Genomic DNA, 13,123 nt, shown 5'->3' on the forward strand with positions numbered 1-13,123 from the left:
GTCGCACTTCCTACGGTTTTTTTGAAATTGCTGATTGCAGATAGTGTTCTGCAACGTCCAGCATTCGGTTGGCAAAACCCCATTCGTTGTCGAACCAGGCCAGGATGTTCACCAGCCGTGGGCCGGAAACGCGGGTCTGACTGGCATCGACGATCGCCGAATGTGGGTCATGGTTGAAATCACAGCTTGCGTGGGGTAGCTCGGTATAGGCCAGAAGGCCTTTGAGCGGGCCGCTGGTGGCGGCTTCGCGCAGGATCCGGTTAACCTCGGTGGCATCGGTCGCGGTAGCGGTCTGCATCGTGATATCGAGGCAGGACACGTTGACCGTTGGCACCCGCACGGCTTTGGCCTGAATTCGTCCGGCAAGTTCCGGCAACAGGCGTTCGATACCACGCGCCAGACCGGTGGACACTGGAATCACCGACTGGAACGCCGAACGGGTGCGGCGCAGGTCTTCGTGGTGATAGGCATCGATGACCGGCTGATCGTTCATGGCCGAGTGAATGGTGGTGATCGACACGTAATCCAGGCCAATGGCCTGATTCAGCAGGCGCAACAGCGGCACGCCGCAGTTGGTGGTGCAAGACGCGTTGGACACCAGCAGTTCGTCGCCGGTCAGGCAATCCTGGTTCACGCCATAGACGATGGTCGCGTCGACGTCCGTCTCGCTGGCCATCGGCTGGGAAAACAGCACACGCGGGGCGCCGGCATCGATAAAACGCTGGCCATCTTCGCGGGTGTGGTAAGCGCCGGAGCACTCCAGCACCAGATCGACGCCCAGAGACGCCCAATCGATGCCTTCGGGGGTGGCGCTGCGCAGGACCTTCACGCAGTCGCCATTGATATGCAGACAATCGCCGTCGACCTTCACTTCGCCGGGAAAACGCCCGTGGGTGGAGTCGAAGCGTGTCAGGTATTCGATGCTGGCCATGTCGGCCAGATCGTTGATCGCGACAATCTCGAACCCGGCCTTGTCGCCTCGCTCGAACAACGCACGCAAGACGCAACGACCAATCCGGCCGTAGCCGTTGAGTGCAACTTTGTAGGGACGCGGTTGAGGCATGGGGTTCTCGATTACCGTGGTGAATCCGTTAGTGCWGCGTCGCCTGATCGACCGCTATCGCGGGCAAGCCCGCTCCCACAGGGTACTCACCGTCCTTGTGGGAGCGGGCTTGCCCGCGATGGCGTCAGACCAGACAACACAACTGTCGGACTTAGTCTTCCAGCAGCTCTTCAGCCTGACCCAGGATGTTTTCCAGGGTGAAGCCGAACTCTTCGAACAAGGCTGGCGCAGGCGCCGACTCGCCGTAGGTGGTCATGCCGATCACGCGGCCTTCCAGGCCCACGTACTTGTACCAGTAGTCGGCATGGGAAGCCTCGATGGCGATACGGGCACTGACCTGCAACGGCAGGACCGCTTGCTTGTAGCCGGCGTCCTGGGCATCGAACACGCTGGTGCACGGCATGGAAACCACGCGCACCTTGCGGCCTTGTTCGGTCAGTTTGTCGAAGGCCTGAACGGCCAGACCGACTTCCGAACCGGTGGCGATCAGGATCAGCTCAGGCTCGCCAGAGCAGTCCTTCAACACGTAGCCGCCACGGCTGATGTCGGCGATCTGCAGGGCGCTGCGGGTCTGGTGCTGCAGGTTCTGACGGGAGAAGATCAGAGCCGAAGGACCGTCCTTGCGCTCCAGTGCGTACTTCCAGCTCACCGCCGATTCAACGGCGTCGGCTGGACGCCAGGTATCGAGGTTCGGCGTGCAGCGCAGGCTGGCCAGTTGCTCGATTGGCTGGTGAGTCGGGCCGTCTTCGCCCAGGCCGATGGAGTCGTGGGTGTAGACGTGGATCACGCGCTGCTTCATCAGGGCCGACATGCGTACCGCGTTACGGGCGTATTCCATGAACATCAGGAAGGTTGCGCCGTAAGGCACCAGGCCGCCGTGCAGGGCTACGCCGTTCATGATCGCGGTCATGCCGAATTCGCGCACGCCGTAGTACATGTAGTTGCCGCTGGCGTCTTCAGCGGTGACGCCTTTACAACCTTTCCACAGGGTCAGGTTGGAACCGGCCAGGTCAGCCGAGCCGCCAAGGAACTCGGGCAGCAGCGGGCCGAACGCGTTCAGGGCGTTCTGGCTGGCTTTACGGCTGGCAATGGTTTCGCCCTTGGCCGCCACTTCGGCGATGTAGGCATCGGCCTTCTCGGCGAAGTCGGCTGGCAGGTCACCGCTCAGACGACGCACCAATTCGTTGGCTTCGGTCGGGAAAGCGGCAGAGTAGGCAGCGAAACGCTGATCCCACTCGGCTTCCACGGCGCAACCGGTTTCCTTGGCGTCCCACTCGGCGTAGATGTCGGCCGGGATTTCGAACGGGCCGTGATTCCATTTCAGCGCCGCACGGGTCAGGGCGATTTCCGCGTCACCCAGCGGGGCGCCGTGGCAATCTTCCTTGCCTTGCTTGTTCGGTGAACCGAAACCGATGGTGGTCTTGCAGCAGATCAGGGTTGGCTGCTCGCTTTTGCGCGCAGTGTCGATCGCCGTCTTGATCTCTTCCGGGTCGTGACCGTCGACATTGCGGATCACTTGCCAGTTGTAGGACTCAAAGCGCTTCGGCGTGTCGTCGGTGAACCAGCCTTCGACTTCGCCATCGATGGAAATGCCGTTGTCATCGTAGAAGGCGATCAGTTTGCCCAGGCCCAGGGTACCGGCCAGGGAAGCGACTTCGTGGGAAATGCCTTCCATCATGCAGCCATCACCCAGGAAAACATAGGTGTGGTGGTCGACAATGTTGTGGCCAGGACGGTTGAACTGCGCTGCCATGACTTTCTCAGCCAGGGCAAAACCCACGGCGTTGGCCAGGCCCTGACCCAGTGGACCGGTGGTGGTTTCAACGCCCGGGGTGTAGCCGAGTTCCGGGTGGCCCGGGGTACGGCTGTGCAGTTGGCGGAACTGCTTCAGATCATCGATCGACAGGTCATAGCCGGTCAGGTGCAGCAGCGAGTAGATCAGCATCGAGCCATGGCCGTTGGACAGTACGAAGCGGTCACGGTCGGCGAATGATGGATTGCTCGGGTTGTGCTTGAGGTAGTCGCGCCAAAGTACCTCGGCGATATCTGCCATACCCATAGGGGCACCGGGATGGCCGCTGTTGGCTTTTTGCACGGCATCCATGCTGAGGGCACGAATGGCGTTGGCACGCTCACGACGGCTAGGCATCGCTGTTCTCCTGGGATTCTGAAACAAGAGTGAGTAAATCGAAACGGAAAAAAGGCGAGCATTTTCCCTCACCGGGCCGCCTCGGGGCAATGACAGATAGTCATCTGGAGGCGTTTTTCCAAAGGATAACGACGTATTAACGTGATGAAACCTTTCTGCTCTGGCTTTGTTGACTGAACCTAACGCCAAGAAGTGCCATCCATCGAGCAATATCAAAACTTTTTGATATTGCTCTTGCGATGCCTTCGACCCGTGACTAGACTGCCGGCCTTATGAATTTACGTGTGCCCTCCATTCAACATGACGATTGCGATGAGCTGGCGGCCTTGTGCAAGGCTGGCGGTGATCCCCTGCGTTTGAATGTTTTGCGCGCACTGGCCAACGACTCGTTCGGTGTGCTGGAACTGGCGCAGATCTTCGGCATCGGCCAGTCAGGCATGAGCCACCACCTCAAGGTACTGGCCCAGGCCGGCCTGGTGGCGACGCGCCGCGAAGGCAACGCGATTTTCTACCGTCGCGCCCTGCCCCACACCGAACTGCCGGGCGGCAAACTGCACGCAGCCCTGCTCGAAGAAGTGGACAACCTGACGCTGCCAACCGACGTACAGTCGCGCATCGCCCAGGTCCATGGGCAACGCGCGGCCGCCAGCCAGGACTTTTTCTCACGGGTTGCGGAAAAGTTTCGCGCCCAGCAAGACTTGATCGCCGGCCTGCCGCAATACCGCGAAAGCGTGGTGGCCCTGCTCGACAAGTTGAGCTTCGACAAAGACGCCACGGCCATTGAAGTCGGCCCCGGCGATGGCGCATTCCTGCCGGAACTGGCGCGCCGCTTCTCGCAAGTCACGGCGCTGGATAACAGCACCGCGATGCTCGAACTGGCGCGCCAGGTCTGCGAACGCGACAAACTGACTAACGTTAGCCTGCAACTGGCCGATGCATTGAACGGCGTCAGCCTCAAGGCCGATTGCGTGGTACTGAACATGGTGCTGCACCATTTTGCCGCACCGGCCGATGCGCTCAAGCACATGGCCCACTTGCTGCAACCAGGCGGTAGCCTGTTAGTGACAGAGTTATGTAGCCACAACCAGAGTTGGGCCAGGGAGGCCTGCGGTGATCTCTGGCTGGGGTTTGAACAGGACGATTTGGCCCGTTGGGCCACCGCTGCGGGACTCGCTCCCGGGGAAAGCCTCTATGTAGGCTTACGCAATGGTTTCCAGATCCAGGTCCGCCATTTTCAGCGACCGGCTGGCGACACTCACCATCGGTAAATTCAGGAAAACATCGAGATGAGCGAATACTCCCTTTTCACCTCCGAGTCCGTGTCTGAAGGGCATCCGGACAAAATCGCCGACCAGATTTCTGATGCGGTGCTGGACGCCATCATTGCTGAAGACAAGTTCGCCCGTGTGGCGTGCGAGACTCTGGTGAAAACGGGCGTGGCGATCATCGCCGGCGAAGTCACCACCTCGGCCTGGGTCGACCTGGAACAGATCGTTCGTGACGTGATCACCGACATCGGCTACACCAGCTCCAACGTCGGCTTCGACGGTGCGACCTGCGGCGTGATGAACATCATCGGCAAGCAGTCCCCTGACATCAACCAGGGTGTCGACCGTGCCAAGCCTGAAGATCAGGGTGCCGGCGACCAGGGCCTGATGTTCGGCTACGCCAGCAACGAAACCGACGTGCTGATGCCAGCACCGATCACCTTCTCGCACCAGCTGGTGCAGCGCCAGGCCGAAGCCCGCAAATCCGGCCTGCTGCCTTGGCTGCGTCCGGACGCCAAGTCGCAAGTGACCTGCCGCTACGAAAACGGCAAGGTTGTCGGCATCGACGCCGTTGTCCTGTCGACCCAGCACAACCCTGAAGTGTCGTACAACGACCTGCGCGAAGGCGTGATGGAGCTGATCGTCAAGCACGTGCTGCCTGCCGAACTGCTGAGCAAGGACACCCAGTTCCACATCAACCCGACCGGCCAGTTCATCATCGGCGGCCCGGTGGGTGACTGCGGCCTGACCGGTCGCAAGATCATCGTCGACAGCTACGGCGGCATGGCCCGTCACGGTGGCGGCGCGTTCTCCGGTAAAGATCCATCGAAGGTTGACCGTTCGGCAGCCTACGCCGGTCGTTACGTGGCCAAGAACATCGTTGCTGCCGGCCTGGCCGAGCGTTGCGAAATTCAGGTTTCCTACGCCATCGGCGTTGCCCAGCCGACTTCGATCTCGCTGAACACCTTCGGCACCGGCAAGATCAGCGATGACAAGATCGTCAAACTGGTCCGCGAAGTGTTCGACCTGCGTCCATACGCGATCACCACCATGCTCGACCTGCTGCACCCGATGTATCAGGAAACCGCTGCGTACGGCCACTTCGGTCGCACCCCGGCAACCAAGACCGTTGGTAACGACACCTTCACCACGTTCACCTGGGAAAAAACCGACCGCGCCGACGCTCTGCGTTCCGCTGCCGGCCTGTAAGATTTCCCCGCAACACCCGAAGCCCCGCATGGTTCGCGCCTTGCGGGGCTTTTTATTGCCATTCGCTTTACACCGTGTTGCGACTATCGCGGGCAAGTCGAATCGTCGCACCGCCGCTCCCACAGGGTTATGAGTTGGTCAGATGATTTGTGAACACCACCGTCAACTGTGGGAGCGAGCTTGCTCGCGATGAGGCCAGCACATCCACCGGAAATACCCGGCAAAACACCCCCTCGCTATGCCAACTGATACTGACCTAGCCTTCACACACCTCACCGAGCAAGGACGCTCAAGATGCTTCCCGACCTGCGCCTGTTTCTCGCCTTTCTACTGACCTTTGCCCACCTGACCGCCAATGCCACCGAGTGCCCGGACTGGCCATCCGAACGCGCCCTGAACGAAGTCAACAAACTGCAACAGCAGATCGACTTCTGGGACGACAGCTATCACCGCCAGGGACGCTCACTGGTAGCCGATGAACTCTACGACCAGTCCCGCGTACGACTCACCCAATGGCGCCACTGCTTCAATCTGAGCCCGTCCGCAGACCCCTTGCGCACTGCACGCGGCACACTGCCCCACCCCATCGCCCACACCGGCCTGGACAAACTGCACGATCGGCCCGCCGTGGAAAACTGGCTGCGTGGCCGGGTGGACGTCTGGGTCCAGCCTAAAATCGATGGAGTGGCGGTGACCCTGGTTTACCGTAACGGCCTGTTGGCCCAGGCAGTCAGCCGTGGTGACGGCCAGAGCGGTCAGGACTGGACGGTTCCTGCACGGCAGATTCAGGCCATCCCGCAACGGCTATCGCAAGCCCGGGACTTGATCGTGCAAGGCGAACTGTATTGGCGCCTGACCGATCATGTGCAGGCCCGGGCCGGTAGCCTCAATGCCCGTGGCTCGGTGGCCGGCCTGATGGCGCGCAAGGTCTTGAGCGCCGAACAGGCCGCCAACATCGACTTGTTTGTCTGGGACTGGCCCCAAGGGCCGGCGAGCGTGCCCGCGCGTGCCGCGGCGCTGACTGCGCTGGGCTTCCCGAGTACCACGGCATACAGCCAGCCAGTCACCTCCGTCATCGATGCCGAACGCTGGCGCGAACACTGGTATCGCTCCCCCCTGCCCTTTGCCAGCGACGGCATTGTCCTGCGCCAGAACCAACGCCCGGCCGCCGAACGCTGGCAGGCCAGGTCACCTTACTGGGCCATCGCCTGGAAATACCCCTTCGCCCAGGCACTGGCCGAAGTCCGCCAGGTTCACTTCAAAATCGGCCGGACCGGGCGGATCACTCCGGTACTTGAACTGACCCCGGTGAAGCTCGATGACCGGCAGATCAAACTCGTCAGCGTCGGGTCGTTGCAACGCTGGCAGGCGCTGGACATACGTCCGGGTGACCAGGTCGCCATCAGCCTGGCCGGGCTGACCATTCCCAGGCTCGATAGCGTTGTATTGCGCAGCAGCGCACGCGCCGAATTGAACGTGCCGCTGGCAGAGGACTTTAATTCATTGAGTTGCTGGCGACCGACTCCGGGCTGTGAGAGCCAGTTTCTCGCGCGCCTGACCTGGCTCAGCAGCAAACAGGGTCTCGCGCTGCCCAATGTGGGTCCGGGCACTTGGGAAAAACTTCTTGCAACAGGTCGCCTGAACGGTCTGCTGGATTGGTTGCCCCTCGATGCTCAAGAGCTTGCTACCATTGACGGTTTCGGCGAGCGCAGCGCGGTTCGCCTCGCAGACAGCTTCAACCGGGCCCGGCAACGCCCGTTCGCGCACTGGCTGAAAGCCCTGGGATTACCGCCGACAGGTCAGGTGCACCTCGGCAATTCATGGCAGGCACTGGCGCAGCGAGACATCGAACAATGGCGGGCCGAGACCGGTATCGGTCCGGGACGCGCGGCGCAACTGAACGCTTTTTTCCGCGATCCGCAGGTCCTGGCCTTGAGTGAAACGTTACGTGATGCGGGGATTGACGGCTTTTAGCGGTCAGCCTTGCGCCCAGCGGGAACCCCAGGGGACCGCAGGGCTCCAACAAGCCATTGCCACACCGGCCCGCCTGTCTTCTTACATGGAGCTTTTATGAAATTTCTTTCACCGCTCGTCCTGTTGGCCCTTTGCAGCGTGCTGGCCACTCCGTTGATGGCGGACGAGGAAGCGCCGGGGCTGACCGGTTGCGCGGCCAGGAAGCAAGGTATCGTCAACCAGATCGAATTGGCCAAGGTCCACGGCAACGCCGACCAGCAGGCCGGCCTGGAAAAAGCCCTGAGCGAAGTCGAGGCGAACTGCACCGATGCCTCACTGAAGAAGGAACGGGAAAACAAGGTGCTTGACGCCAGGCACGAGGTCAGCAAGCGTCAGGCGGACCTCGACAAGGCCATGAGCAAAGGCGACTCTGACAAGATCAACAAGCGCAAAGACAAACTTGCCGATGCCCGCAAGGAATTGCAGGACGCACTCGATGAGCTGGATAAATAAGAACAGATAACGAGCAAAGATCTTTGGTGTTGCCGAAGCAGTCTTCGCGAGCAAGCTCGCTCCCACAGGGTCATGCGCCTTCTTCGCGGACCTGCGGAAAGTGTTGCCACGGCTCACGGGACAGCGCATCGAGTTTCACCGAGCCCTCGGCGAACTTCGGGCCATCGAACGCAATGCGCCCACGCAGCATGCCGCCCAGGTCTTCGCCAGTCTTGAGCATTTGCTTGAAAATGGCCTTGCGCTGGCCGAGCGGCGAGTTGGGGTCGACTCCGCCACAAGCGGACAACGTCAGGCAGGCCAGCAATACAACAGAAAGTCTTTTAAGAGTCATGGTGGCTTCAGGTCACGGGAAACGGCGGCCAGTATCCTCGCGTCATCGGCAAAGACCAATAGCCCTATTATCAATAAGGGTTGCTTGAGCGCATGGAGCACTCAAGCAACCGGCAAAGGAATCACTCCATGAACAGCCGTATCAAGGCATGGCGTCACAGTCTGGCCTGGACCCTGCCGATGGTGGCCCTGCTCGCAGGCTGCACCGGTGGCGACAACCAACAACCGAAGACCCATGCTCTGGCGACCTATTCCAGTGCCACATGGGAAGCGCTGCCGACGGTGTCCGACATCGACCTGGTCGCCGGCTTCGGCTCATGGCGTAGCGCCTGCACCCGACTCAAGGCCGACCCGGTCTGGGGTGGCACCTGCGCAGCGGCTGCCAACGTGCCGCAAACCGCCAGCGACATTCGCGGTTTTCTCAAACAGAACCTCGATGTCTATGGCTTGCGCGCCGCCAACGACAACCCCAGCGGTCTGATCACCGGCTACTACGAACCGGTCTATCCCGGGAGCCTGACCCAGACCGGCGCTGCCAATGTCCCGGTCTATGGCGTCCCCGAAGACATGATCATCGTCGCCCTCGACAGCATTTACCCGGAACTCAAGGGCAAACGCCTGCGCGGTCGGCTCGAAGGTCGCGTGCTCAAGCCGTACGACGATGCGGCAACCATTGATAGCAAAGGGGTCAAGGCGCCGGTCGTGGCCTGGCTGACCGATCCGATGAACCTGCAGTTCCTGCAAATCCAGGGTTCGGGTCGTATCCAGCTCGACAATGGCCGCCAGTTGCGCATTGCTTACGCCGATCAGAACGGCCATCCGTATCGACCGATCGGCCGCTGGCTGGTGGAACAGGGCGAGTTGAAAAAAGAAGACGTGACCATGGGCGCCATCAGCACCTGGGCCAAGGCCAATCCGTCGCGGATTCCCGAACTGCTCGGCAGCAACCCCAGCTACGTGTTCTTCACCCGTAACCCGGACAGCAACGAAGGCCCCCGCGGCTCGCTGAACGTACCGCTGACCGCCGGTTACAGCGCGGCAGTGGATCGCAAGGTCATTCCGCTGGGCAGCCTGTTGTGGCTGTCCACCACCAAACCGGACGGTACCGCCCTGGTTCGCCCGGTGGCCGCACAGGACACCGGCGGCGCCATTGCCGGCGAGGTCCGGGCGGATCTGTTCTGGGGCACCGGCGATGCGGCCGGGCAATTGGCCGGGGACATGAAGCAGCAGGGACAGATCTGGATGCTCTGGCCCAAAGGTGCGGCGCTGCCGCAAGTGCCGCAGGTGGCGGATGCGGTGAAGGCTAATCCTTGAAATCAGCATCGCCAGCTAGATAGTTATCGCGGGCAAGTCGAATCGTCGCACCGCCGCTCCCACAGGGTTTTCGGTGTACACAGAATCCATATTCACTATAGAAACCTGTGGGAGCGGGTTTGCCCGCGATAAGGCCATCAGCATCACCCGAGATTCAGACCGACACCACAAAGAAACTCACGATCAACGCCATCCCCACGAACCACACCAGCGACCGCAGCGTCGCCCAGTCCGCCAGGTAGCAAATGATGTAGAGCAGGCGGCTGGTAATGAACAACACCGACAGCACATTGACCGTTACCAGTTCGGCATTGCCGACCAGGTGCGCTACGATCACCGCCGCGGCGAACGCCGGGGTCACTTCGTAACTATTCAACTGCGCCGAGTGTGCCCGCCTGCCCAAGCCTTCCAGAGAGTCGAGAAAATCCCGAGGGTCATGATTGTCTTTCAGCCGGAACCCGCCACTGATCTTGGCGATCCACGTACACATATACGGCAGTAAAATCGCAATCAAAATGCACCACAGAGCCACCGTCATAACGTCGTCCTTTCTTCTGGTTGTCTAGTTGTGGAGAGTTGAATTCCATCCGGGCGATCAAAACTTCATCACCAGTATGCCGATCATCACAAGGCTACAGGCGAGCAACCGTGGCCCGCCAAGCGGTTCTTTCAGGTAACGCATGCCAAACAGCACCACCAGAATCACGCTGATCTCGCGCAACGCTGCCGCCTCGGCTATCGAACCCAACTGCATCGCCCACAGCACCAAAGCGTAGCTGAACAACACGCAGAACCCGACCGCCAGGCCCAGCCGCCACTGCTCGCGCCAGAACAGCAAGAACGCGGGTCGTTTACGCACCAACGCCAATAGAGGAAACGGCCAGGCGCTGAGCAGAGTGACCCAGACCAGGTAATCCAGTGGATGGGACCAGCGCCGCAATGCCTGCCCGTCGATGTAGGTGTAGCAACCGATGCACAGGCCGATCAGCGCCACCACCGGTAGCATCGACCATGGAAGGCGCGTTCCGCCGCCGCCCTGCCAGAGCAGGCACAGCATGCCGAACGGGATCAGCAGGATTCCGAAAATCTGTTGGTGGGTCAGCTCTTCCCCGGCAAAGATCAGCGTCAGCGCCAGCACCACCAACGGCGACAGGCCGCGCATCAACGGGTAAACCAGCCCGAGGTCGCCGACCCGATAGGCCTGGATCAACAAATAGCGATAGAGCAACTCGAACGCCGCCGATGCCAGGATCCACGGCCAGATCTCCAGCGGCGGCACGCTCAGCAATGGCAACATCAGCGCGACAAATAGCAGCGCCACGCTGTCCATGCAGGCCACMACCAACAACCGCTCCGCACTGAACTTGATCAGGGTATTCCACGCCGCATGCAACAGCGCCGCCACCAACACCAACGCCGTCGCAAGCACGGCCTACTCCTTTTGTTGTCTCCACGATCCTGCAAAACTCGCGCAGAGAATTGGTTCGCCATATGTCAGTGGCTGTTTATACTGCAAGCGACCACGCCGCACTCAGTTGCGCACAGACTAATTCCTATAAAAATTCTGCCCGGCCCGCACTCCTCGAGAACGGTCGTCGGCCTGCGTATGCCTGATCACAGCGTCAAGACTACCGACAGAGACCTTGCGCATGCCACTCGCTTTGCTTGCCCTCGCTGTTGCCGCGTTCGGCATCGGCACCACCGAATTCGTCATCATGGGTCTTTTGCCCGATGTCGCCCGCGACCTCGGCGTGAGCATTCCCGATGCCGGATTGCTGATCACCGGCTACGCCCTGGGCGTGGTGTTCGGTGCACCGATCCTCGCCGTCGGCACCGCCAACATGCCGCGCAAAGCCACGCTATTGGGCATGACGCTGATGTTCATCCTCGGCAACATGCTCTGCGCGCTGGCGCCGAACTACGCCACGCTGATGGCCGCGCGCGTGATCACGGCACTGTGCCATGGCGCATTTTTCGGCATCGGTTCGGTGGTCGCCGCCGGGCTGGTGGCACCCAACAAACGGGCCCAGGCGATTGCCATGATGTTCACCGGCCTGACCCTGGCCAACGTGCTCGGCGTACCGCTGGGCACCGCACTCGGGCAATACGCAGGTTGGCGCTCGACCTTCTGGGCGGTGTCGGTGATCGGCGTACTGGCGGCGATTGCGCAATGGGTCTGGTTGCCGAAGAACATCGCGATGGATAAAGCCAACCTGGCCAGCGAGTTCAAGGTGCTGGGCAAGGCCAACGTACTGCTGGCGCTGGGCATGAGTGTGCTGGCCTCGACCAGCCTGTTCAGTGTGTTCACTTACATTGCGCCGATCCTGCAGGACATCACTGGCGTCAGCCCGCACGGTGTCACCATCATGCTGCTGTTGTTCGGCGTTGGCTTGACCGCCGGCAGCATGCTCGGTGGTCGTCTGGCGGACAGCCGCTTGCTGCCTTCACTGGTAGGCATGGCGCTGGCGGTACTGGTGGTGCTGGCGGCGTTCACGCAAACCAGCCATTCGGCCATTCCGGCAGCGATCACGCTGGTGCTGTGGGGTACGTTCGCCTTTGCGCTGTGCCCGATCCTGCAACTGCTGATCATCGATCAGGCCATTGAGGCGCCAAACCTGGGTTCGACCTTGAACCAGAGCGCCTTCAACCTCGGCAACGCCGCCGGAGCCTGGATCGGCGGCCTGGTGGTGGCCAGCGGCGCGGACCTGGCGGACTTGCCGTGGACCGGCGCGTTGGTCAGCGGGCTGACCGTGTTGACTGCATTGTTCTTCATCTATCGCCAGCGTCGCGTTGCGGCTGCGCTTGATGTGGCGGGTTGAGCATCAACTTGATTGCATGCTCGCGATGGGAACACCACCGATCTCACTGAGCGGCATCATCATCCTTGAACTGGTCTTTGACGTACTTGATCTCGGTTCGGCCATGGGGCGCGGGCAAGCCGTCTTCACCCAGGTTGACGAAGACCATTCTCTCCACCGTCAGGATGCTTTTGCGGGTGATCTTGTTGCGCACTTCGCATGTCAGGGTGATCGAGGTGCGGCCGAATTCGGTCGCCGTGATGCCCAGTTCGATGATGTCGCCCTGGCGCGAGGCGCTGACGAAGTTGATTTCGGAAATGTACTTGGTGACCACACGCTGGTTGCCCAACTGGACGATGGCGTAGATCGCCGCCTCTTCGTCGATCCAGCGCAGCAGGCTACCGCCGAACAGCGTGCCGTTGGGGTTGAGGTCTTCGGGTTTTACCCATTTGCGGGTGTGGAAATTCATGTTCACTCCTGACCATCTTGCCGATTGATGCCTGGCATCATGGCAGAGCCCGGGCTA

General features: G+C 61.0%; 11 protein-coding genes and 1 pseudogene. 6 read left to right on the plus strand and 6 right to left on the minus strand.

Going from position 1 to position 13,123, the window contains the following annotated elements; translation table 11 throughout:
• Positions 1-10: 10 nt before the first annotated feature.
• A complete protein-coding gene (epd, locus tag ACXRVY_RS00475) occupies positions 11-1,063 on the minus strand; it encodes an erythrose-4-phosphate dehydrogenase (protein ID WP_223456759.1) in 1,053 nt (350 codons plus the stop codon).
• Positions 1,064-1,214: 151 nt separating this feature from the next.
• Entirely contained in the window at positions 1,215-3,212 is a 1,998-nt protein-coding gene (tkt, locus tag ACXRVY_RS00480; protein WP_223456758.1) for a transketolase, read from the minus strand.
• Between the two features lie 272 nt (positions 3,213-3,484).
• On the opposite strand from tkt, the gene ACXRVY_RS00485 reads away from it, so the two are divergent.
• The 4 genes from ACXRVY_RS00485 to ACXRVY_RS00500 all read left to right on the plus strand — a co-directional run bounded on the left by ACXRVY_RS00485 (position 3,485) and on the right by ACXRVY_RS00500 (position 8,155).
• Positions 3,485-4,480, plus strand: coding sequence for an ArsR/SmtB family transcription factor (locus ACXRVY_RS00485; protein WP_223456757.1), 996 nt, complete (start codon positions 3,485-3,487; stop codon positions 4,478-4,480).
• Between the two features lie 18 nt (positions 4,481-4,498).
• Positions 4,499-5,689 (plus strand): methionine adenosyltransferase, encoded by a 1,191-nt coding sequence (metK, locus tag ACXRVY_RS00490; RefSeq protein WP_223456756.1) that lies wholly within the window; start codon positions 4,499-4,501, stop codon positions 5,687-5,689.
• Between the two features lie 294 nt (positions 5,690-5,983).
• Complete coding sequence (gene ligB / locus ACXRVY_RS00495) at positions 5,984-7,663, plus strand: NAD-dependent DNA ligase LigB (RefSeq protein ID WP_223456755.1); 1,680 nt, start codon at positions 5,984-5,986, stop codon at positions 7,661-7,663.
• Between the two features lie 96 nt (positions 7,664-7,759).
• Entirely contained in the window at positions 7,760-8,155 is a 396-nt protein-coding gene (locus ACXRVY_RS00500; RefSeq protein WP_108217011.1) for a DUF1090 domain-containing protein, read from the plus strand.
• A 79-nt stretch (positions 8,156-8,234) separates the two neighbouring features.
• On the opposite strand, the pseudogene ACXRVY_RS00505 reads toward ACXRVY_RS00500, so the two are convergent.
• Positions 8,235-8,486: pseudogene (locus ACXRVY_RS00505) on the minus strand (cytochrome c); the annotation flags it as partial.
• Positions 8,487-8,614: 128 nt separating this feature from the next.
• Here ACXRVY_RS00505 and mltA point away from each other — a divergent pair.
• Complete coding sequence (gene mltA, locus ACXRVY_RS00510) at positions 8,615-9,799, plus strand: murein transglycosylase A (protein ID WP_108217013.1); 1,185 nt, start codon at positions 8,615-8,617, stop codon at positions 9,797-9,799.
• A gap of 154 nt (positions 9,800-9,953) precedes the next feature.
• Here mltA and ACXRVY_RS00515 read toward each other — a convergent pair whose 3' ends face one another.
• Together ACXRVY_RS00515 and ACXRVY_RS00520 are read right to left on the minus strand one after the other, a co-directional pair.
• Positions 9,954-10,337, minus strand: a complete 384-nt coding sequence (locus ACXRVY_RS00515) for an MAPEG family protein (protein ID WP_223456753.1) — start codon at positions 10,335-10,337, stop codon at positions 9,954-9,956.
• Between the two features lie 57 nt (positions 10,338-10,394).
• The gene (locus tag ACXRVY_RS00520) at positions 10,395-11,228 is read right to left on the minus strand and encodes an EamA family transporter (RefSeq protein WP_223456751.1); all 834 of its coding nucleotides are present in this window, start codon (positions 11,226-11,228) and stop codon (positions 10,395-10,397) included.
• A 220-nt stretch (positions 11,229-11,448) separates the two neighbouring features.
• Here ACXRVY_RS00520 and ACXRVY_RS00525 point away from each other — a divergent pair, with 220 nt between their 5' ends.
• Complete coding sequence (locus ACXRVY_RS00525; RefSeq protein ID WP_108217016.1) at positions 11,449-12,618, plus strand: MFS transporter; 1,170 nt, start codon at positions 11,449-11,451, stop codon at positions 12,616-12,618.
• Between the two features lie 43 nt (positions 12,619-12,661).
• Here the strand turns inward: ACXRVY_RS00525 and ACXRVY_RS00530 are convergent, their stop codons facing one another.
• A complete protein-coding gene (locus ACXRVY_RS00530) occupies positions 12,662-13,066 on the minus strand; it encodes an acyl-CoA thioesterase (RefSeq protein WP_218431183.1) in 405 nt (134 codons plus the stop codon).
• Positions 13,067-13,123: the final 57 nt, after the last annotated feature.

Source organism: Pseudomonas sp. P5_A2_2, assembly GCF_054177685.1.